At 63.3% G+C, this 21568-nt stretch carries 18 protein-coding genes and 2 tRNA genes; 12 read left to right on the top strand and 8 right to left on the bottom strand.

Annotated features, from left to right (window positions below; all coding sequences use genetic code 11):
- The first annotated feature begins 97 nt into the window (after nt 1-97).
- Nucleotides 98-1525 (top strand): T9SS type A sorting domain-containing protein, encoded by a 1428-nt coding sequence (locus tag DQG19_RS06250; protein WP_116125382.1) that lies wholly within the window; start codon nt 98-100, stop codon nt 1523-1525.
- An 81-nt stretch (nt 1526-1606) separates the two neighbouring features.
- Nucleotides 1607-2101 carry a hypothetical protein gene (locus DQG19_RS06245; protein ID WP_116125381.1) on the top strand — a complete coding sequence of 165 codons (495 nt, stop codon included), beginning with the start codon at nt 1607-1609 and terminating at the stop codon, nt 2099-2101.
- On the opposite strand, the gene ftcD is transcribed toward DQG19_RS06245, so the two are convergent.
- Nucleotides 2034-3041, bottom strand: coding sequence for a glutamate formimidoyltransferase (ftcD, locus tag DQG19_RS06240; RefSeq protein WP_116125380.1), 1008 nt, complete (start codon nt 3039-3041; stop codon nt 2034-2036). The genes DQG19_RS06245 and ftcD overlap by 68 nt on opposite strands.
- A 45-nt stretch (nt 3042-3086) precedes the next feature.
- Here ftcD and DQG19_RS06235 point away from each other — a divergent pair, with 45 nt between their 5' ends.
- Nucleotides 3087-4094, top strand: coding sequence for a tetratricopeptide repeat protein (locus DQG19_RS06235; protein ID WP_198661668.1), 1008 nt, complete (start codon nt 3087-3089; stop codon nt 4092-4094).
- On the opposite strand, the gene DQG19_RS06230 is transcribed toward DQG19_RS06235, so the two are convergent.
- Nucleotides 4042-4881, bottom strand: coding sequence for an alpha/beta hydrolase (locus tag DQG19_RS06230; protein WP_116125378.1), 840 nt, complete (start codon nt 4879-4881; stop codon nt 4042-4044). The genes DQG19_RS06235 and DQG19_RS06230 overlap by 53 nt on opposite strands.
- A 58-nt stretch (nt 4882-4939) precedes the next feature.
- On the opposite strand from DQG19_RS06230, the gene DQG19_RS06225 reads away from it, so the two are divergent.
- The 4 genes from DQG19_RS06225 to DQG19_RS06210 are packed head-to-tail and all read left to right on the top strand — an operon-like array spanning nt 4940 to nt 10477.
- A complete protein-coding gene (locus tag DQG19_RS06225; protein ID WP_116125377.1) occupies nt 4940-7447 on the top strand; it encodes a PIG-L family deacetylase in 2508 nt (835 codons plus the stop codon).
- A 2-nt stretch (nt 7448-7449) separates the two neighbouring features.
- The gene (locus DQG19_RS06220) at nt 7450-8364 is read left to right on the top strand and encodes a sugar phosphate isomerase/epimerase family protein (RefSeq protein WP_116125376.1); all 915 of its coding nucleotides are present in this window, start codon (nt 7450-7452) and stop codon (nt 8362-8364) included.
- 57 nt (nt 8365-8421) lie between these two features.
- Nucleotides 8422-9846 carry a 23S rRNA (uracil(1939)-C(5))-methyltransferase RlmD gene (gene rlmD, locus DQG19_RS06215; protein ID WP_116125375.1) on the top strand — a complete coding sequence of 475 codons (1425 nt, stop codon included), beginning with the start codon at nt 8422-8424 and terminating at the stop codon, nt 9844-9846.
- 52 nt (nt 9847-9898) lie between these two features.
- The gene (locus DQG19_RS06210) at nt 9899-10477 is read left to right on the top strand and encodes a Crp/Fnr family transcriptional regulator (protein WP_116125374.1); all 579 of its coding nucleotides are present in this window, start codon (nt 9899-9901) and stop codon (nt 10475-10477) included.
- Nucleotides 10478-10636: 159 nt separating this feature from the next.
- Here the strand turns inward: DQG19_RS06210 and DQG19_RS06205 are convergent, their stop codons facing one another.
- The gene (locus DQG19_RS06205; RefSeq protein ID WP_116125373.1) at nt 10637-11791 is read right to left on the bottom strand and encodes a peptidoglycan DD-metalloendopeptidase family protein; all 1155 of its coding nucleotides are present in this window, start codon (nt 11789-11791) and stop codon (nt 10637-10639) included.
- A 105-nt stretch (nt 11792-11896) separates the two neighbouring features.
- Between DQG19_RS06205 and DQG19_RS06200 the strand changes: the two genes are divergently transcribed.
- Nucleotides 11897-12358 (top strand): (2Fe-2S)-binding protein, encoded by a 462-nt coding sequence (locus DQG19_RS06200; protein WP_116125372.1) that lies wholly within the window; start codon nt 11897-11899, stop codon nt 12356-12358.
- A gap of 1 nt (nt 12359) precedes the next feature.
- Nucleotides 12360-14555: a xanthine dehydrogenase family protein molybdopterin-binding subunit gene (locus tag DQG19_RS06195; RefSeq protein ID WP_116125371.1), complete on the top strand. Its 2196-nt coding sequence runs from the start codon at nt 12360-12362 to the stop codon at nt 14553-14555.
- Nucleotides 14556-14636: 81 nt separating this feature from the next.
- Here DQG19_RS06195 and DQG19_RS06190 read toward each other — a convergent pair whose 3' ends face one another.
- Nucleotides 14637-16283, bottom strand: a complete 1647-nt coding sequence (locus tag DQG19_RS06190) for a M43 family zinc metalloprotease (protein WP_157974359.1) — start codon at nt 16281-16283, stop codon at nt 14637-14639.
- A gap of 191 nt (nt 16284-16474) precedes the next feature.
- Between DQG19_RS06190 and DQG19_RS06185 the strand changes: the two genes are divergently transcribed.
- Nucleotides 16475-17326 carry a histidinol-phosphatase gene (locus DQG19_RS06185; RefSeq protein ID WP_157974358.1) on the top strand — a complete coding sequence of 284 codons (852 nt, stop codon included), beginning with the start codon at nt 16475-16477 and terminating at the stop codon, nt 17324-17326.
- A gap of 58 nt (nt 17327-17384) precedes the next feature.
- Here DQG19_RS06185 and DQG19_RS06180 read toward each other — a convergent pair.
- From DQG19_RS06180 to DQG19_RS06170, 3 genes are all read right to left on the bottom strand, one after another.
- Nucleotides 17385-17459 (bottom strand) — tRNA-Glu (locus DQG19_RS06180).
- Nucleotides 17460-17498: 39 nt separating this feature from the next.
- A tRNA-Glu gene (locus tag DQG19_RS06175) sits at nt 17499-17570 on the bottom strand.
- A 114-nt stretch (nt 17571-17684) separates the two neighbouring features.
- Nucleotides 17685-18407 carry a hypothetical protein gene (locus DQG19_RS06170; protein WP_116125368.1) on the bottom strand — a complete coding sequence of 241 codons (723 nt, stop codon included), beginning with the start codon at nt 18405-18407 and terminating at the stop codon, nt 17685-17687.
- An 87-nt stretch (nt 18408-18494) separates the two neighbouring features.
- On the opposite strand from DQG19_RS06170, the gene nhaD reads away from it, so the two are divergent.
- A complete protein-coding gene (gene nhaD / locus DQG19_RS06165; RefSeq protein ID WP_116125367.1) occupies nt 18495-19931 on the top strand; it encodes a sodium:proton antiporter NhaD in 1437 nt (478 codons plus the stop codon).
- A gap of 9 nt (nt 19932-19940) precedes the next feature.
- A complete protein-coding gene (locus DQG19_RS06160; RefSeq protein ID WP_116125366.1) occupies nt 19941-20327 on the top strand; it encodes a lipocalin family protein in 387 nt (128 codons plus the stop codon).
- On the opposite strand, the gene DQG19_RS06155 is transcribed toward DQG19_RS06160, so the two are convergent.
- Nucleotides 20295-21533, bottom strand: a complete 1239-nt coding sequence (locus DQG19_RS06155; RefSeq protein ID WP_116125365.1) for an S-adenosylmethionine:tRNA ribosyltransferase-isomerase — start codon at nt 21531-21533, stop codon at nt 20295-20297. The two genes, DQG19_RS06160 and DQG19_RS06155, sit on opposite strands and share 33 nt — an antisense overlap.
- Between the last annotated feature and the right edge of the window lie 35 nt (nt 21534-21568).

Here is a 21568-nt window from a genome sequence, read left to right as displayed (position 1 = left end):
CCAGGCGGTAATTGCTAGCGGTATCTGTGAAACACGACCCTGTTAACACGAGGGGTGTGAACGTGTGACGCGGGCGCTCGTTCACCAAACTAACACTATGACCTACACCCATTCCCTCCGCTGGCCGGCGACGGCCTTACTTGTTTTTGCCTGCACATTACTTTTCGGGCAGCCCTCAGCGTGCATCGAGCGTGCCAGCCTGATCGGTCCGGATACTGGCCTGCTTACCGTGGACGTAAGTCAGGCTGCTGGCTCCCTCGATCTCGGTCTGTACTTTGTCAACGGCGAGCAATACGTCCGTCCCTTCAGCGACGTGCTGGACGCCACCGACGAAAGCAGCGCATTTTCCTACCGCGCCGACGATAGCCGGGGCAACGAAGCGGTGGAAACCTGCCTCGCCTTCTCCGCAGGCCGCAACAACCTCCCGTTTGACGTTCTCACGTTCGTTCCGCTGACCAGCGGGCCGGTCACCTTCACCTACCGGGAGGTCGCGCCTTTGGTGACGCTCTCCATCTTTCGGGATTCGTTTGATCCAGCGGTCAACAACTGCTTCAACTGGCTGGCGTCCACGGCTACCATTACCGGCAAGCTTCGTCCCTCCATCACGCTCGACGTAGTCGGCGGGCAGGTATACAAGCTGGTCATCCTGCCCAGCATTCCCGCCATCACCGATCCGAAACCCTACCGGGTGAGCTTTACCATTCAGGACAGTCCGCGGCTGTTCTCCGAAAGTGAACTGGCGCCGGGCCGGGCCTACACCTATCTCGCGCTGCCCGCCGGGGGCGACGTGATTTTACGGCAGTCGGCAGCGGGGGACTTTACCGGCCTTGTGGAGGGTGACTATACGGTACGGGGCATCGATTACGACGACGCTCTCGACCCCGCCACCTTCGTTTCCCAGACTACCTCCGGTATACGCACGGATGAGAACGGAAACGAACGCTGCATCACGGTGAGTACCAATGCCATTGCGTTACAGGTGGTTTCCGCCACGCTGCCGGTGGAGTGGGCGGGATTCACCGCCACCCCGGACGATGACGGCATCCGGCTCCGCTGGAGCGTGGCTGCCGAGCGCGACAACGATTACTTCCGGGTGGAACGGGCCGCGCCCGACGGACAGTGGACCGACCTCGGTGAAGTAGCTGGTAACGGGGATAGCGACCGTGCTGCCTCTTTTAGTTTTTACGATGCGCAGCCCCGCGCCGGAGACAACATCTACCGCATCGCTCAGGTAGATTTCGACGGCACCGAGTCTTTTTCCACCGTGGCTACCGCGCACTGGGATGCCGCCGCTCCCGAGGCACTGACGACCTTTCCCAACCCGGTAAGCGACGAGCTTACCCTCCGGGCCGCGGCCGAACCTGCCGATCAGCCCCGCATTTTCGATATGCAGGGGCGTGACATGAACCGCTCGGTCTCCCTGACCGTTACGGGCACTTTGGCCAAACTGGACGTTTCCCGGCTTCCCGCCGGGGTATATATTGCCCAGTGGGGCGGTAATCAGGCAAGAATCGTGAAAAAGTAGCCCAATGTTAATCTAATGTAAACTCGAAGTAAACTAAAATTTAAGGCAAAGCGTTTTCATTATTCAACAGACGCTCTCGCTATGCCCGTTACTGCCTATAAAGAAGAGCAGCGCTTTCGCAACCCCGGCTTTATCGCCCTCCTCTCGCTGCTTTCCCTCCTTGTCTTCTACCGCACCGTAGTCACCTTCTCCAATGGGGTGACCCTCTACGACTTTCTTATCACCGGCCTCATCGCCGGCCTGTTGGCGCTAGGCTGGTACAGCGTATACGCTACTCGGCTCCGTATCAAAGTGAGCAAAAAGTACCTGAAGCTGAAGACCAAAGGCCTCATCGGCAGAAAGGTGAAGCTGCGCAAGTCCGAGATGGAAGACTGCTCCTTCGTGGAGGTAGCCCCTTCGGCCCGCTGGTCGGGTGCCCTGGCCGATCCTACTTCCGATTTTCGCTGCATCGACTTTGGTGGCCGACGTGGCCTCTGCGTTCGGATGCGCGACGGGCGTACCTACTTTATCACGTCTGACGACCTGTTTGCACAGCGGCACGATATCGCTCTTCCAACACCCGCTCAGGCCAGTTGAACGGACCGAGATCGTCTAGACCAAGGACGGCTACGGCCGTTTCCATCTCCGCGGCGTAGTCCGGGTTCAGGCAGAATCCCCGGGCGGCGGCGCGCAGGTGCGGTGCGGGTACCAACCCGATAAGCTCGGAACCGGTAATGCTGAGTTCCATTTCCCGGGCCAGCCCCACCGCGGTGAGATACACCCGGGCCAGGGGCGTACGGGCCGGGTCCACCACGTTACAACTTATCTGGCAGCGGCCGTACTCTTCGATGAACCAGCCGATGGCCTTGAGGCCGGGAAACAACCCGGCCCGTCCGCCCGCCCCGCTACCGCGGAGGCGGGCGGCCAGTTTACGGGCCTGGGGTAAGGTGGCTTCCGCAGACAGGTTAATGTTCCAGGCAATCAGGAAGGGCCGTACGCCAATGACCGTAGCGCCGAGGGTGGGATGGGGAATAGCGGGACCGAAGTCCGGCCGCCAGCCCGGCTGCTCCATCCTGGCGGCGAGGCCCTCGAACTCGCCGCGGCGGACGTCGGCCAGGTTGGCCCGCGCCGGTCCGGCGGCACTCTCCGCGTACAGGTATACCGGCAGGCCGAAACGCTCGGCCACCCACTGACCTAGCACCTGCGCTTGCGCCTTTATTTCTTCCGTCGATACTCCGGAGATGGGTACGAAGGGGCATACGTCTACCGCGCCCAGCCGCGGATGCGTGCCCCGGTGGTGCCGCATGTCGATGCGGGCGTGGGCGACTTCGTATACGCGTCGGGCGGCGGCAAATACCGCATCGGGTGAACCCGCGAAGGTGAAGACCGTACGGTGCGCGCCCGCCCCCGTATCGGTGTGCAGGAGATAGCAACCCGGGACCGCCGCAATGGCGAGCGCCAGGGCGGCAAGGGTGTCTGGGTCGCGGCCTTCGCTGACGTTCACCACGCATTCGACCAAGGGCAGGGAGGCGGACATAGTAATGTTGAAAGCTGTGACGTTATGCGTCTACAAAGAAAACCAATGTTGCGTTACTGCTTCTCCCTGCTGGTGCTCGGCCTGTTCGCCTGTGGCCCCGCGACCCCCGCGGAGGACCCCGCCCCGGCCAGTTCGGGCGACCCCGCCATCGACAACCTGACCACGGCCATCGCCGGCGATCCGGGCAACCCGGATCTCTACCGCCAGCGCGCTACGATGTACTACGACCTGGAGAACTACGACGCGGCGATCGCCGACCTGACGAGTGCCCTGATGCTCGACAGCACCCGGGTGGAGTACTACTACGCCCTGTCCGACGTCTACCTGGATTACTACCGCAGCCGCCTGGCCCTCCGCACCCTGGAGCGGGCCGCCGCCCTGGACCCCGACCGCCTGGAGACGCAGCTGCGCCTGGCCGAAACCCGCCTCATCCTCAAGCAATACGACGACGCCATCGCCAGCCTCAACCAGGCCGTGCGGCTCGACCCCCGCAACCCGGAGGCCTACTACCTCCTGAGCCAGGTCTTCGTGGAGACGGGCGACACGGTACGCGCGCTGAACGCGGCGGAGGAGGCCACCCAGATCGATCCGGACATGACCGACGCCTACCTGCTCCAGGGCGAACTGCGTGCCGCCCAGGGCGATCCCCGGGCGCTTGAGTACTTCGACACGGCCGTGAGCATCGACCCCGACGACGTCATCGCCCGGCACGCCCGCGCCGACTACTACCGTGACCGGGGCGACCTGTCGCGCGCGATCGAGGAATACCGGCGGGCCAGCTTCATCGACCGGCAGTACGTGGCCGGCAACTACAACGCCGGCCTGCTGCTGATGGAGCTGGACAGCGTACAGCGGGCGTACGGGGAATTCAACATCGTGATCAAGAACGACCCGATCCACATCCGCGCCTACTTCTACCGGGGCCTCGCCAGCGAGCTGCTCGGCGACGAGGCGGCGGCACGGCGGGATTACGATACCGCCCTGCGGCTGGCCCCCGACTTTACCCTGCCGCAGGAAGCCCTGGCCCGGCTGAACGGACAAAGTCCGCAATAGCCTTCGCGTAGGGGTCCGCATCGTTGTACGTCCAGCGGCCGGCGTCCAGGTGCCCCCCGCCCGGGATGGTCAGCAGGCGGGCATCGGCGCCGGAATCCCGGAGCCGTTGCAAGAACTGCTCGGCGTGGGCGTAATCGACCAGGCCGTCACGGGTACCGTGCAGCAGTAGCCACCGGCAGTGATCGGCAACGTCGAAGCAGCGGGCCGGACACTGGGCTGCGTAGCGGCCGAAGAGCCAGCTCGGGGAGAGCAGGCGCAGGTCCGAAGGCGCAGCGCAGAGCAGCGCATGGTCGGGCGGGCCGGGCCAGCCGGCCTGCGCCCACCAGTCGGGGTGAAGGGCCAGCAGGGCCGCCAGGTGGCCGCCGGAGCTGATCCCGCCGATGTGGGGGCGGGAAAGTGGGCGGCCGGTAGCGCGGGCCAGCCGGGCGGTAGCCGCCAGCGCGTTGCGGCAGTCGTGAACGATATCCGGAAGTCCGTAAACCGGTGGCCGCCGGAAACTGGGCAGGACCACGCGGAAGCCGGCGGCCAGCCACGGGCGGCCCGCTACGGAAAAGGCCTCCGGCGTGCCGAAGGCCCAGCCGCCGCCGTGGAAGTAGAAGGCCCAGGGCAGTGCTTCACCCGGCTGCGTACCCGGCGGCTCCAGGAGCAGCAAGTACTGTCGCCGGTGGGGGCCGTACGCGTGGCGGGTAAGGACGCAGTTCATGGCCTGCCGGCGCGCGGCGCTGTGGCGCCAGTACGACGGAAGGCCACGTCCGTCGCTGAGCATTCTACATATGTGATCGAGCATCAACTACTTTTACCGGTACGCTGTCTTTATTGTTTTAGTACTTAACCCACCCCGCCGCGTGAGACTACTACTTGCCATTGCCGCCCTGCTGTTGCTGCACCCCCTTACCGCCCAGGCTCCCGACCGGCCCACCTCCGGCGAGTTGCACGCGGCTATCCAGAAGCTCGGTGTGCTGGGCTCGGCGCTATACATTGCCGCCCACCCCGACGACGAAAATACGCGCATGATCGCCTATCTGGCGAACGTGGAAAAGGTGGAGACCGCCTACCTGAGCCTTACCCGCGGCGACGGCGGCCAGAACCTGATCGCCCCCGACATCAGTGAGTTGCTCGGCCTTACCCGAACCCAGGAGCTGCTGGCCGCCCGCCGCATCGATGGCGGCAGCCAGTTCTTCAGCCGGGCCAATGATTTCGGCTACTCGAAGCACCCCGACGAGACTTTCACCATCTGGGACAAGGACGCCGTCCTCGCCGATGCCGTGTGGGTGATCCGCAAGTGGCGTCCCGACGTGATGATCCTCCGCTTCGATCCCCGCGACCCCGGATCCACCCACGGCCACCACACCGCCTCGGCCCTCATCGGCATGGAAGCCTTCGACCTGGCCGGCGACCCCGCCGCCTTTCCCGAACAGCTCGAATACGTGGATACCTGGCAGCCGAAGCGCCTCTACTGGAACGCCTACAGCTGGGGCGGCCGCGAACTGCCGGAGCACGCCGACAGCACCAAGCTGATCCGCGTAGACGTCAACGAATACCTTCCGGTACTGGGAGAAAGCATTGCGGAGATCGCCGCCCGCAGCCGCAGCCAGCACAAGAGCCAGGGCTTCGGCAGCGCCGGTAGCCGCGACCGCGCCACCGAACAGCTCGAGTTGCTGAAGGGCGACGACAACGATGCGGACGGCGACCCCTTTGCCAATATTAATCTGGGGTGGGGTAGGCTGGAAGGCGGCGCGGCCGTCGCGACTGCGCTGCGCGACGTGGAGCGCAACTTCGATTTTAGTGACCCGTCCGCTTCAGTACCCGCCTTGGTTGGTGTGCGCCAGCAGGTGGAGCGCCTGCCCGAATCCTACTGGAAAACCAGAAAACTGGCCGAAATCGACGACGTCATCGTCGGGGCCCTCGGCCTGTACGTGGAAGCCGCGGTGTCGGCCCCCTTCGCGACCCCGGGGGATACCCTGACCACCTACCTCGAGCTGGCCAACCGCAGCGAGGTACCCGTCTCCGTCAAGCAGATTTCGGTGCACGCGTCACGCGATCCCTGGGTAGCCTACCCCCCACAGGGCACTTCCCTCACCGCCGGCGTTCCCCTGCGGGATACGATCCGGTACGTGATCCCCTCCGATGCTCCCGACAGCGGCCCATACTGGCTGGCGGAGGACTGGAAACTGGGTATGTACACCGTAGCCGACCAGCAACTGCGCGGCCTTCCGGAGTCCGCCGATCCGGTTGTCGCCACCGTACCCCTCGAGGTGGCCGGCGTGGAGATGACCGTCGACGTTCCCGTCCGCTACCACTACACCGATCCCGTGGCCGGAGAGCAATTTCAGCCCTTCGAGGTCCTGCCCCCCGCCTTCGTCGAGGTGGGCGAGTCGAGCTATCTGTTCACCTCCGACGGCACCCGGCCGGTAACGGTGAAAGTGACGGCGGCCATCGACCGTGTGGAAGGCACCCTCAGGCTGGAGGTCCCCGACGGCTGGGAAGTGAGCCCCGCCGAACAGGAGGTATCCCTCGACCGTGCCGGCCAGGAACGCTTCTACAGCTTCGACCTGCAACCGTCGAGCGGACAGTCCCAGGCCCGCATCACGCCGAAACTGGAAATGGACGGCCGCACCTACGATCGTCGCCTCGTGACGATCAATCACGCCCACATTCCCACGCAGCTGGCTACCCTTGACGGGGGCGCTGCCGTCGCCCGGGTAAAGCTTTCCACCGCCGGGCGGAACATTGGTTACCTGCCGGGGGCGGGCGATGCTATTCCCGAAGCGCTGGCGGCCATCGGCCTCAACGTCACCCTGCTCGACGACGCCGCGGCCTCGATCGGTGATCTGAGCCAGTACGACGCCATCGTGGTAGGCGTCCGCGCCTACAATACCGTGGACCGGATGCCCGTCTACCAGCCGCGGCTGCTCGAGTACGTGCGCGGTGGCGGTACCCTGGTGGTACAGTACAATACGAGCCACCGCCTCAAGATCGGTGACGACGAACTCGGCCCCTATCCCTTGCAACTCAGCCGCGACCGCGTCACGGTGGAAGACGCTCCGGTGAAGATCCTCGCACCCGATCATCCCGCCCTCAACTTTCCCAACAAGATCACGGCCGCCGACTTCGACGGCTGGGTACAGGAGCGGGGATTGTACTTCCCCGACGAGTGGGCCCCGGAGTACACGGCCTTACTCAGCAGCCACGACCCCGGCGAGAAGGACCATGACGGTGGCCTGCTGATCGCAGCGTACGGAGACGGGCACTTCGTCTATACCGGCTACAGCTTCTTCCGCGAACTGCCGGCCGGTGTCCCCGGCGCTTACCGGCTGTTTGCTAACTTGGTTGCCCTCGGCCAAACCAAGTAAGTATGCAATTAGGCTTCGTCACCGCCATCCTGCCCGATCATTCCCTGGAGGAAGTGTTACGCACCGCCGCCGAGATCGGGTACGACTGCGTAGAGGTCATGTGCTGGCCACCCGGCAAGGCCGAGCGCCGCTACGCGGGCGTCACCCACGTGGACGTGTCCAAACTTGATGCCGCGGGGCTGCAGCAGATAAAAGACCTGCAAGAGCGTTACGGAGTATCCATCTCCTCGCTGGGCTATTACCCCAATCCACTCGGCGGTGACGCGGATTCCCGGGCGGCGGCCGTCGCCCACCTTCACGACCTGATCGACGCCAGCGCCGCTCTAGGGATATCTACCGTGACGACCTTTGTCGGGCGGGACCACAACCGGACCATCGAAGCCCAGTGGGGTGACTTTCTCGAAACCTGGCGGCCGCTGGTCGCGCACGCCGAACGCGAGGAGGTTCGGATCGGGATCGAGAACTGCCCCATGCGCTTTACCGCCGACGAGTGGCCCGGCGGCAATAACCTCGCCGTGAGCCCCGCCATCTGGGAACGGATGTGGGAGGACATTCCGAGCGACGCCTGGGGGCTGAACTACGATCCCAGCCACCCCATCCTCATGCAGATGGACTACACGAAGCCCCTGCGGGACTACTCCGACCGCCTGGTCCACGTACACGCCAAGGACCTGCGCATCGACCGTGACCGACTCGACCGCCACGGGGTTTTTGCCCACCCCGCGCTGTGGCACACGCCCAAACTTCCGGGCATGGGGGACGTAGACTGGGGGCGTTTTTTCGGATACCTCACCGATGCAGGGTACGACGGCCCCGTCTGCGTTGAGGTGGAGGACCGCGCCTACGAGGGGTCTCTGGACCTTCGCTTGCGGTCCCTGCAGCAGAGCCACGATTACCTGCGGCAATTCATCGTCTGATGCCCCACGGGCCAATGTCGTCGACCGGCTTACCTTCGCCGGCCCTAACCCTTCCCTATGGCCCGCCGCAGAAAGAACCGTTTTCCCGCACGTATCGATAACGTCACCATTACCGGGCTGGCCGACAAGGGCTTTTGCGTGGGTAAAACGGAAGAGGGGATGACCGTCTTCGTGGAGGACGTGGCGCCCGGCGACGTCGTGGACGTACGCCCCTTCCGGAAGAAAAAGAAGGTGCTGTTCGCTGCTCCGCTGACGTTTCACCAGCGCTCGGCCGAGCGGGTGGAGCCATTCTGCCAGCACTTCGGGGTGTGCGGGGGCTGTAAGTGGCAGCACTTCGCCTACGCCGGGCAGTTGCGGGAGAAGGAGCGCATCGTACGCGATGCCTTTCGGCGCATCGGCAAGGTGGAGGTGGAGGAGTGGCAGCCGATCCTCGGCAGCGAGGAAACCCGCTTCTACCGGAATAAGCTCGAATTCGGCTGCGCCAACCGCCGCTGGCTCACCACCGAAGAGATCGGCACCGACATCGACAACGAAGTACCCGTGATCGGCTTTCACCGGGCCGGTGCCTACGACAAGCTGATCCAGATCGAGAAGTGCCACCTGCAGCACGGCCCCAGCAACGAACTGCGCAATGGCCTCCGCGCCCTGGCGACCGAGCTGGATATACCTTTTTACGACATGCGGGAGCGCCACGGCCTCCTGCGGCAGTTGATGGTACGTACCACCACCACGGGAGAGTGCATGTTGGTCGTCGCCTTCTACGCCGACGAGCGGGAAATCATCACCCGCTTCCTCGACGCGGCGCTGGACCGCTTCGGCGCGGAAATTACCAGCCTGTACTACTGTATCAACCCCAAGGTCAACGAGTACCTGATGGACCTCGAGATGGTCCACTATGCCGGCACCCCGACCATCACGGAGCGGCTCGACCACGTAGCCTTCCGGATCGGACCGAAGTCCTTCTTTCAGACCAATACCCGGCAGGCGGAGCGGCTCTACGCCATCGCGCGTGAGTTTGCCGGACTGACCGGGCAGGAGAACGTCTATGATCTCTACACCGGCCTGGGGTCGATCGCGCTGTACGTGGCCGACCGCTGCCGGCAGGTGGTCGGTATCGAGGAGATCCCGGCGGCCATCGACGATGCCCGGGAAAATGCCAAGCTAAATGATGTTACCAACGCGACCTTTTACGCCGGGCAGGTGGAGGATATCCTGACCGCCGACTTTGCCGAAACACACGGTCGCCCCGATGTCCTGATCACCGACCCGCCCCGGGCGGGAATGCATCCGAAAGTGGTGCAGATGCTACTGAAAATGGAGGTTCCGCGCATCGTATACGTGAGCTGCAACCCGGCTACCCAGGCCCGTGACTTGGCCCTGCTGGACGAAAAGTACCGCGTCCGGCAGGCCCGTCCGGTGGACATGTTCCCGCACACCAGCCACGTGGAGAACGTGGTTTCCCTAACCCTCCGTAACTTGTAAGGGAAGTATATATGTCATTCCTCCTGCCCAGCATTCATCAGGAGTACTCCCTATGAATTTCGACAGACTCCGCTCGATCAAGCAGACACTCCTTGACAATGGCATATCCAGGGAAGGCGCCGAAAATTTTGCCGCCAACCTGCGGCCCCGTGCGTACCCCAACAAAGCCATTATTTTCGCTGAAGAGGACGCGCTGCCGCCGGTCGTCTTCGTGCTGTCCGGCTACCTACGCCTGTACGTCACCGACGAGGATGGAGAACTTTCCACCCGGTACATCACGGGTGCCGGCAACTTTGTGGGTTGCATTCAGGCGACGATCTTCAACGACCTGTCCAATTATACCTGTGAGGTCATCGGCGGGGCCCAGGTCCTCCTGATCGATCAGCAATTCATCCGCAGTGCCCGCCAAAAGGAGAGCACCCGGATCGTCATGCAGGAAATTATCATCCGCCGCCTGATCGACATGATGCAGGAGAAATCACTCATGTTACCCCTGAAAGCTACGGAGCGGTATCTTTTTTTTAGGGAGCGGTACCCGGATCTCGCCGACAGTATTCCGGCGGGGATCGTAGCAAATTATATAGGTGTACGGCCGCAATCGCTGAGTCGCATCAAAAATTCTTTAAAATAATTCGGTTAATCAGCAACAATTTAACCGATGTGAATGCGAAGACCGGGAATAAACCCGTTCTTGTGTTAGATTTTATAGGCTACATTTTGACACTTTGAACAAATCTCGGTTTTAGACTTGTACGCCCGCCCTCCATCTGCGAAGGCGGGCGTAATTTTTTTAGTCAAAATTTACGTAGCCCGTTTCTCCGATCCGTGTGTGTACCCGGTGAAAGGCACCGGTCGTTGCCAGGTCACGGATTTTCTCGCCTCCCTCCAGTTGCCGAAGTACCTCCCCGTCCCGCTGGGGCGTGCGTCGCAGGTAATGAACGCCCCGCTGCGGGACCTCCATGATTTGTCCCGGCCGTTCGCGTGGGCGGGCCGGCGTGGCGTCTCCGGGCCGTAGGTATGGATAGGGGTCGCGGGCGCCGTTAGCATAAATCCCGAAGTGGAGATGGGGTGGGGTAGTACGGGCGTTACCGGTATTGCCGACCCAGCCGATCGTATCGCCCCGGCTTACCCGCTGCCCCGACCGTACGAGCTGACTGTCGAGGTGAGCGTAGTAATAATTCAGTCGTCGTTCGTCATCGCGCAACCAGATTGTTTTGCCCCCCAGGCCACCGTTGCGCACGCGTCCGACCCGTCCGTCGGTAACGGCCACCAGCGGCGTGCCCCGCGGGGCGAAGATGTCGTTGCCCTCGTGCCGGCGGCGGCCACCGTCGCGGCGGTCGCCCCAGAAACTGCGGATACTGCCCGCGTCACCGCCGGCCACCGGAAACGCCAGTAGCGGTCGCGTGTATAGGGCCACCGAATACGGCAACGAGTCAAGCGGCCGCCGCTGGAGCAGGAAAAGCAAATCCTCTCCCCCGGCTTCGTGAGCTTCGTAGACCAGTACCCCCGTCAGCGTATCCCAGGCGCCCAGCCGATCGGGCGGCCCCTCGCCCAGGTGGTAGAGTTCGCCGAAGGGTCGCGGACCGGTAGTGTCGAGCGACTGCACGACCAGTTCCCTGCCGGGCGGGAGGCGCAGGTGCAGTGACTGGGCGGAAAACTGCACCGCCGTGTCGGTACCGAACTCCTCGCGGTGCGGAAGCGAGACGGTCAGGGTGTCCCGTAGCGCCCGTGCGTACGAGGTATCCCACCGTGCCATCACGTTCTCGCCGAAGGGGCTGTGCCAGCGGTAGGCCTGCCGCGGCGTCACTTCCCCGAAGGTCTGGTCCACCCAGGCACGCAGGCGATCGCGCAGTTCCGAGCAGCCACCGCCCACGTAAAGGCCGATGACGAGCAGGGGAATCAGCAGCCGCCAGAGGGAACGGGTTTGGTGTTTACGGGGTGACATAGGTGACAAAAAAACGCGTCGGGCCTGCCCCGGGATTACCTTGGCGTGTTAACAGCCCGACGGGGAGGCAATTTTCTTATCTTTAGTGAAATCAACGTGTTAAACATGGCAACTTATACCCTGACCGTTAATGGTCAGTCCCGCACCGTAGAGGCCGATCCCGACATGCCGCTGCTCTGGATCCTCCGGGACAAACTGGGACTGGTAGGTACCAAGTACGGCTGCGGCATCGGCGCCTGCGGTGCCTGTACCGTCCACCTCGACGGCGCCGCTGTCCGCTCCTGTTCCCTGCCGGTCGGCAAGCTGCGCGACGAGCCCATCACGACCATCGAAGGCCTCAGCGCCGATGGCGACCACCCCGTCCAGCTCGCCTGGCTCGAACACGACGTGCCGCAATGCGGCTACTGCCAAGCCGGTCAGATCATGAGCGCCGCCTCCCTCCTCAACGGTATCCCGAATCCGGGCGACGACGAGATCCGCTCCGGTATGAGCGGCAACATCTGCCGCTGCGGAACCTATACCCGTATCCACGCCGCCGTAAAGAGCGCCGCCGAAAAACTAAGCTAGCATGTCCCAGCAAACTACTTCCCGCCGTTCTTTCCTCAAGGTATCGGCCGCTACGGGCGGCGGCCTGCTGCTAGGCTTCAGCTGGCTGACCTCCTGCGAAAGCGATAAGGCCCGCAAGGCACGCCCCGAACTCGTCATGCCCGAAGAGTGGGTCGCCGTCAACGCCTTTCTGAAGATCGGCGAAAACGGCGTAGTGACCATCATGTCGCCCAACCCCGAGATCGGACAGAACGTCAAAACCGCCATGCCCATGATCGTGGCCGAGGAGCTCGACGTGGACTGGAACAACGTCATCGTGGAGCAGGCCGGCCTCGATACCGATAACTTCGAACGGCAGATCGCCGGCGGCAGCCAGTCCATCCGCCACGGCTGGGAACCCCTGCGCAAGACGGGGGCCACCGCCCGCTACCTGCTCCTGCAGGCCGCGGCGCAACAGCTCGAAGTGGATCCCGCGGAGCTCCGCACCGAACGTGGGATGATCTACCACGACGGCAGCGACCGCTCCCTCGGATACGGTGAGGTCGCCTCCCTGGCCGCTACGCTCCCCCTACCCGAAGAAGTGACGCTCAAGCAGAATGCCGACTTCAGCATTGTAGGCGTCGCTACGAAGAACGTGGACGCCACCAAGATCGTCACCGGCCGGCCACTGTACGGCCTCGACATCCAGCGTGAGGGGATGAAGTACGCCGCCATCGTGCACCCGCCCGCCTTCGGGCTCAAGCTTAAGTCGGTCGACGACAGCGCCGTTCGCGGGATGCCCGGTATCCAGGGCGTGTATACCATCAACGCCGCTCCCGAGGGCGTAGAGCTCCAGTGGTCCGACGTCAACGCTTTCCCCAACCTGGTTGCCGTAGTCGGCGACGACACCTGGCAGGTCTTCCAGGCCAAGACAAAACTCGCCCTCGAGTGGGAAGAGGACAGCGCCCCCGAATCATCGCCCATGCAGCGCGAGCGCCTGCAGGAACTCCTCCTGGAGGGCAAGGCCGAGGAGGCTCGCCGCGACGGTGACCCGGAGGCCGCCTTCGCCCGGGCCGCGACCGTGGTCGACCGGATCTACTCCGCGCCTTTCCTGCCCCACAACACCATGGAGCCCATGAACTTCTTCGCCGACGTGCGCGATGATCGGGCCGAACTGGTCGGGCCGATCCAGACGCCCGAGTTCCTGCGGAAGTCCGTCAGCGCCCTGCTCGACATGCCCGAGGACAAGGTCAGCATCATGATGAGCCGCATGGGCGGCGGATTCGGACGGCGACTCTACGGCAACTTCGGCGTGGAGGCCGCCCTGATCAGCCGGGCCGCCGGTGTACCCGTGAAACTGGTCTATACGCGCGAAGACGACATGACGCAGGGTACCTACCGCCCCGAATATCTGGTCCGCTACCGCGCCGCGCTGGACGAGGACGGCAAGCTCATCGGCTTCCACGTCCGTGGTACCGGTGCCGGGGAAAGCCCCGTGTTCGCCAATCGCTTCCCGGCCGGTACCGTCGACAACTACCTGGCCGAGAACCTTACCCAGGAATCGAATGTATCGACTGGCGCCTGGCGGGCCCCCCGCTCCAACTTCATTGCCGGCGCCGAGCAATCCTTTCTCGACGAAGTAGCGGAGGCCGCCGGCAAGGACCCGATCGATTTCCGCCTGGAACTCTTCGCGCGCGCCGCGTCGGATCCCGTCGGGGAGAACAACGACTACGATGCCGAGCGCTACGCCGGTGTACTCGAACTCGTGCGCGACAAATCGGGCTGGAGCACCGGCGACGACGCCCGGGGCGTGGCAGCCTACTACTGCCACAATTCCTACGTCGCCCAGGTAGTCGAGGCCAGCCTGGTCGATGGCGAGCCGCGCGTCACCGAGGTGCACTGCGCCGTCGACTGCGGCATCGTCGTGAACCCCGAAGGCGCCCACAACCAGGTGGAAGGGGGCATCATCGACGGGGTCGGACACGCTCTCTACGGAGCGGTGACCTTCACCGACGGTAAGCCCGACCAGCAAAACTTCGACAATTACCGCCTCATTCGACATATCGAGGCGCCGCGGGCTATTCACACGCATTTCGTAGAGAACGACATTGCCCCGACCGGCCTTGGCGAGCCCTCCCTGCCCCCCGTCATCGGCGGCTTGGCCAATGCGATCTACCGGCTAACCGGAGAGCGGGTCTACGATCAGCCTTTCGCCAAGCCACGGGAATTGCGCGGTTAGCCCGCTCATCCTTCCGGAAACAGAAAGCCCGGTGGTGCAGCTGCACCACCGGGCTTTTTAGTTGGGGCGCGTAACGCCGGCTCAGAGCTTCACGAACTTCGTGCTCACGGTATATCCATCCTGGTCGCTGACCTGAATGAGGTACACCCCGGCGCTGAGGTCGGATACGTCGAGGGGTGCCTGTCCGACATCCGCTACATTCAGCTGGCGCAGGACACGGCCCGTCAGGTCGCGCAGTTCCACGCGGATCTGCTGGGGTGCGGCGGCGGCAACTACCGGGCTCGTGGAGAGCGAAGCGGCGGGATCGAGGTCCCAGGTTACGGTCACGGTACCGCGGTCGGTGGGATTGGGGAATACCCCCAGCTCCTGGGCAGTCGTGTTAGCGACGCGGCGGGCGGTGACCGTAGTCTCGGCAAAGTCCGAAACGGCCCCGTTTGCACAGTTCGAGCGTACGCGCCAGGTGTAGGAGGCGCCTTTGCTCACGTTGACCGATGCACTGGTTCCGCTGATCGTACCGGAGGCGTATACGGACCCGCCGGTCAGAATCTCGACATAGTAGCTCAGCGCGTCGGGGGCGGCGCTCCACGACATCGTCAGTTCGCGGCCGCCCTTGCCGGTGCGGCTGGTCAGTCCGGTAGGCGCAACGCAGTCGCCGGCCGGGGGAGCACAGGCGGTGGTGCCGGAGCAATCGGGATCCTCGCAGTCGGTAAGGCCATCGCCGTCGTCGTCGATGCCGTTATCACAGATTTCCTGCGGCGTGGTCGGGGGAGTGCCGTCGCAGGCCGAGGATAGCAATTCCGGGCGTGCGGCATTGATCGCGGCCCACATGCGGTCCTTCTGGCCGATGGTGAAAAGGTTCATGCAGCCATCGTCCGAGTAGTCCATGTAATTTTGGAACATGTCGGGCAGGTCGTCACCGGAGCCTTTCTTGCCGCGGGGAGCACAGCTGTTGGGGCCTGGGTAGGTACAGGCACCTCCGGTATAGTTCGGGGCGCCGGCGAGGGGGGTGTCATTCACGAAATCATCGACGCTACAGCCCCCGTCGCCCCAAATGTGGCGGAGGTTCAGCCAGTGGCCAACCTCGTGGGTGGCCGTGCGGCCGAGGTTAAAGGGAGCGGTAGCGGTACCCGTGGTACCCACGTAGCGGTAGTCGAGAACGACACCGTCCGTGGCGGCACTGCCGCCCGGGAACTGGGCATAACCGAGGATACCACCGCCGATCTCGCAGATCCACACGTTAAGGGCTTGCCGGGGCGTCACGGCGTCCGAGCCGCCGGTGCTGGCGCTCTTCACCGCATCGTTGGTACCGAAGCTGGCGCGTGTCGTGCTCTTGCGGATGGTCTGTGTGAGGCAAAACTCGATTTCGGTATCGGCGGCTACGCCGGTAAAGTCCGCAGGGGTATTGCTCCGGTCCGCATTCAGGCGCCGGAAGTCCTCGTTCAGCACGGCGATCTGGCTGGCGATCTGTGCGTCGGAGATGTTTTCCGTACTGTTTCCGTACACGACGTGCACGATCACGGGGATGGTGAGTATGCCCCCCGACAGCGCTTTCTCCAGGCCCGGTTCGTAAGCCTGGGTGAAGCGCTCCAGTTGCTGCAGCTGGTACTCGCGGGCGGGATTCTGGAGGATCTGCGCTTCGAGGTACTCCATCGATCCGCAGTTGCGCTGGGCGGAAACGAGGCTGGAAAGGGCAATGAATAAAGAAAAGAGTAGAAGTCTGAATTGCATAGTCGGCAATTGAGTGGATGGGAAAAGGTGATTACAGTTCCGCAAGTTAGGAAGGATGTGTTTGTTAAATCCCTATGTTGCGCGTTTGTATTGCAAATTGCACAATACAAGCCCAATTATCGGGCTGCAAATTTCGAGCTGTCGAAACAAACGACGGCGGGCACCACTTCTCTTCTTTCACCTTTTCCCCTATGCTCACCAACCACCACGCCCATACCCGTTACAGCGACGGAATAGGCGAACCCGAAGATTACCTGCGCCAGGCGCTGCGGGAAGGGTTCGCTACCTACACCTTTAGCGACCACGCCCCCATTCCGCCGGAAGACATAGGCTCCATGCCGCTGGCCGACCTGGCCGCTTACGGTAACGAGATCGACAATCTGCGCGTCGCATACCACGACCGCATCCGCATCTTCAAAAGCCTGGAAGTGGATTTCCTGCCGGATGTCATGAACGTGAACAGCCCCCATATCCGATCGGCCGGACTCGATTTTACCGTTGGGGCGGTACACTACGTCGACCGATTGCCCGACGGTCGGCCCTGGAGTTTCCAGCAACCGGAACCGGTATTCTCCCGGGGAATCGATACCATCTTCGGGGGAGACAGCCGGCGGATGGTCGAGCGCTACTACGCGTTGCTCCGGGAGATGCTGGTCACCCACCCCCCGGATATCGTGGCCCACCTCGACCGCATCAAGCGGCGCAACGCCACCGGCGACTACTGGGACGAGAACGCTCCCTGGTACCGGGCGGCGGTCGAAGAAACGCTTGACGCCCTGCAGGGGGCCGGTGCCATCATGGAAGTCAACACGCGGGGCGTCTACCTCAACGACGGCAACGGCATGTATCCCAGTTCGTGGATCGTAGCCCGCGCCCACGCCCGCGGAATCCCGCTCCAGGTGAACTCCGACGCCCACCGCCCCGAGCACGTCAGTGGAGGGTTCGCCGAAGCGTACCGCCTGCTGCGGGAGCTTGGGGTGAATGCGGTAACCGTATATATGGATGGGGGCTTCGGGGAAACGGAGCTTCCCGTGCTTGACTGATACAAACAAGGAACGGCAGCCGCGCATCGCGCGGCTGCCGTTCCTGCAAACTCAAAAATGGTAGCCCGTAGGGGAATCGAACCCCTCTTACCAGGATGAAAACCTGGCGTCCTAACCGATAGACGAACGGGCCGGGAGTAGTATGGTAGTACAACACTACCGTACTAATTAGTAGCCCGTAGGGGAATCGAACCCCTCTTACCAGGATGAAAACCTGGCGTCCTAGCCGATAGACGAACGGGCCAAAATTTCAAGTGCAGGGGGTAAATCCTGCGGCGCACGGCCGGCGTTCCGGCGTTAGCGACTGCAAAGATAGGTAGCTGGAGGAAAAACGCAAGGGATTCGGCATAAATTTGCCTCAGGCCTGTTCCCCGGTGGGGCGATCCTGCTTTCCCAGGGTACTGCGCAGGCGCTCCAGGCGGTCGCGGAGCGCTTCGGCCTGCTCTGCCTTGCTGCTGTTGGCCGCGCTGTTGCTCAGTTCCACGATAGTATCCAACTGAATGGTGTCCTGCTCGATACTGAACCGGGTTTCTTCCACGATCGATTCGTCGTCGAAATTCGTCTGCCGCAGTTCCCGCAGCTCCCGCCGGCGGGCGGCCATGCTTTCCACCAGCCGGTGACGCTCGAGCAATTCCCGGAGGCGTGTGGCGCACTCACCGAAGAAACTGGCCTTGGCATGCCGGAGGCTGAATTCAGCCTCGAGCTCTTTGATGATGGCTTCGGCCTTGGCGACCGCTTCGGGTGCGGCGGTCGGGTTGCGGGACAGGTCGTCGCGCAGGGTAGCGATGCTCTTAAGGATACGCTCGCCTTCGTCGCGGAAACCTTCCTCGCGGTTGCGGCAATCTTCGAGACGGGCGGCTACGCGCTGTGCGAAATCGGACTCGTCCGTCTCCGTACGACCACCTTTACCGAATAAACCGGTAAGCCGTTCGCCGAGAAGAAAGAAACCTACGGTGGCCCCGATCGCGAAGCCCATGAACGCCGCCGGCGGATAGATCCGCAGCAGCAACAGCAGGGTCAGCAAAGCCACGCCGCCCAGTAGCAGCAGACGGGTAAGGTCCGTTCCGTGTTCCGGTTTCATGCCTACCAAACTGTTTTTCACGTCCGGTAGTTGCGTACTATTCGTATAATTGCCAGCAGGAGTACATCCTATCGAAAACCAATCACTATGATCGCAGCAGTAGTAGCCTGTTTTGTCATCGGTTACATCGTAATCGTTTTTGAGCATCCTCTTCGTCTTGACAAAACGGTTCCCGCCCTGCTGATGGGAGCGCTCTGCTGGGCACTCCTCAGCCTGGGCTTCAACGCCGGATCGCTCGAGATCATCAATACCGAAGGAGAGGTTTTCAATATGTTCAACAGCGTCAGCGGTGACGCTATGGAGTTTGGCCACGCCGGTGCCCACGAGGCAGCCGAGGAAGGCTTTACCGGAGCCCTGCTCCACCACTTGGGTAAGACCGCCGAGATCCTGATCTTCCTGATCGGTGCCATGACCATCGTAGAGATCGTCGACCTCCACCGGGGCTTCGACATCCTGAAAGGGTGGGTGAAGACCCGCAGCAAGCGCCGGCTCCTCTGGATCGTGGGCGCCCTCGGCTTCATCCTCTCCGCCATCATCGACAACCTCACCGCCACCATCGTGCTGGTCACCCTGCTCCGTAAGCTGGTCCCCGACCGCGAGGAGCGCATCTGGTATGTCTGCCTTATCGTCATCGCCGCCAACGCCGGCGGCGCCTGGTCGCCCATCGGTGACGTCACTACCACCATGCTCTGGATCGGCAAGCGCGTCAGTACCGCCGGCCTGATGGAGTTCCTCATCGCGCCCTCCCTCATCTGCTTCGTCCTGCCCTTCGCGGTGGCCAGTTTCATGAAGCCGTTCCAGGGCGAGATTACCACCCTGGCCATGATGCAGGACGACGACGAGGAACTCATCGAAAAGGGCCGCCTGTTGTCCAGTAAGACCATGCTCTTCCTGGGGCTGGGCATGATCGTCTTCGTTCCCGTCTTCAAGACCATCACCCACCTGCCCCCCTACCTCGGCATGATGCTGAGCCTCGGGGTCGTCTGGCTGGTATCCGAATACATCCACCCCGAGGAGGACTTCACCGAGGAGCGCAAGGAGGCCTACTCCGCTCACCGCGCCCTCAGCCGCATCGAGATGGCCTCCATTCTCTTCTTCCTCGGTATCCTGATGGCCGTGGCCGCCCTCGAGACCGTAGTGGTCGACGGAGTAGGTGCCCTGCGGGCCGTCGCCGAAGCCCTGCGGGCCGTCATTCCCAACGAGGATATCGTCATCGTCATCCTCGGCTTCCTCTCCGCCATCATCGATAACGTACCGCTCGTCGCCGCCTCCATGGGTATGTACGACCTGGCCAATTACCCGATCGACGCCCGCCTCTGGCACTTCATCGCGTACAGCGCGGGTACCGGCGGCAGTATGCTCATCATCGGCTCCGCCGCGGGGGTAGCCGCCATGGGTATGGAACGGATCGACTTCATCTGGTACCTCAAGAAAATTTCCGGCCTGGCCTTCCTGGGCTTCGCGGCCGGGGCCATCGCCTTTATCATCATCGAGTCGCTGTTTAATATCGGCGTGACCCACTAATCCCCGCCTTTGAAGCGCTACCTGCCCCTGCTGGCCCTTGCCCTCTGCCTGCTCCACTGTGGTGAGCCGGAGCCCGACCTGCTCGTCGGGGAGTGGCAGGGTAGTCTCGTGACCGAAGACGGCGACAGCCTCCGGCTCGATCCCCGCGAGATCACCTTCGACTTCCGCCCCGACAACCGCTACAAATTCACCTCGACCCTGCGCTACCAGGAGGCCGGGACGTGGCGCTACGACGACGGCTACCTCTTCGCCCAAGACACCACCCAGCCCGCCAACCCCGAGCGCGTCGTCGCCGTGGAAGCCCTCACGCTGGACAGCCTGGTGCTCCGGATGCGATCCGATACGGCCGAACGTCTCGTGACCCTACTCCGCACCAGCGCCCCGCCGCCACAGTAGACTGCTGTCGCCGTAGCTCAGAAAGCGGTAGCCGGTTTCCAGTGCGTGGCGGTAGATACGCCGCCAGTCCTCTCCGACCAGGGCCGCCACCAACAGTAACAGGGTGGAGCGCGGCTGGTGGAAATTGGTGATGAGGCCGTCAACCACCCGCGGCCGGGCCGCGGGAGTGAGCAGCAACTGGGTGTACCCCGTGAAGGCGTCGTGGCCCCCGGCATCCATCCACTCCAGGAGGGCGGCGAGCGCAGGTGCGGTGTCTGCTCTCGTCAGGCGGTCGTCGGTGGCTACCCACTGGTCAAGGATTTCCCCGGGCGGCAGGCCCGCCAGGATGCGTGCCCCGAAGTAGAACAGGCTCTCCAGGCAGCGCATGCTCGTAGTGCCCACGCTGACCACCGGCCGGCCGGCAACCAGTTGTTCGTGAAGCGCCGCGACCAGGTCACGCGTGACGCTGAAGTACTCGCGGTGCATGATGTGGCCGCCCAGGGTATCCGCGGTAACCGGTTTGAAGGTTCCCGCCCCGACGTGCAGGGTAAGCGTGCGGAAGGTGATGTCCCGACCGGTCAGCCGGTCCATCACGTCCGGCGTGAAGTGCAGGCCCGCGGTCGGTGCGGCCACCGAACCTTCCTGCTCCGCGAAGACCGTCTGGTAACGTTCGCGGTCCGTGGCTTCCGCCGCGCGGCCCAGGTAGGGGGGCAGGGGGATCGATCCGGCCGCCTCCAGGATCTCACCGAAACTATATCCGCCGGACCACGAAAAGCGGATGCTGAAGGCATTTTCGAGGCGCTCGCCGCGCTCCGCGGTCAGCGTGACGGTATCGTCGTTCAGCGGTACGGACCACTCGATCCGGCCGGATTTCCAGCGCCGGTTGCCGCCGACCAGGCACTTCCAGGTCACCGGCGCGCGGCTGCCCAGGGAGAGCGCGTAGTCGCCCGGCGCGAGGGGTTCGAGGCAGAAAAGTTCCAGGGAGCGTCCGTCGGGCAGCAAGGTGCGCAGCCGCGCGTGGATCACCCGCGTGCGGTTGCCGATGAGGAGGGTGCCGGACGGAAGTAATTCGGGCAGCTCGGTAAAGTGCCGGTCGCTAATGTCCCCGGCCTTGTACACCAGCAGGCGGGCCCGGGCCCGGTCGGGCAGGGGGTAGCGGGCGATGCGTTCGTCGGGCAGGGGATAATCGTAGGCTTCGATGCGGAGGTCGCGGGCGTCCGGGCTCATGCCGCAAAGGTAACCGGAGTGGAGGGCAATCTCCG

Origin of the sequence: Lewinella sp. IMCC34183, assembly GCF_003390915.1 — a bacterium.
Classification (GTDB): Bacteria; Bacteroidota; Bacteroidia; order Chitinophagales; family Saprospiraceae; genus Neolewinella.
The sequence above is the reverse complement of the archived record's forward strand: the minus strand, read 5'-3'. Positions and strand labels throughout refer to the sequence as shown.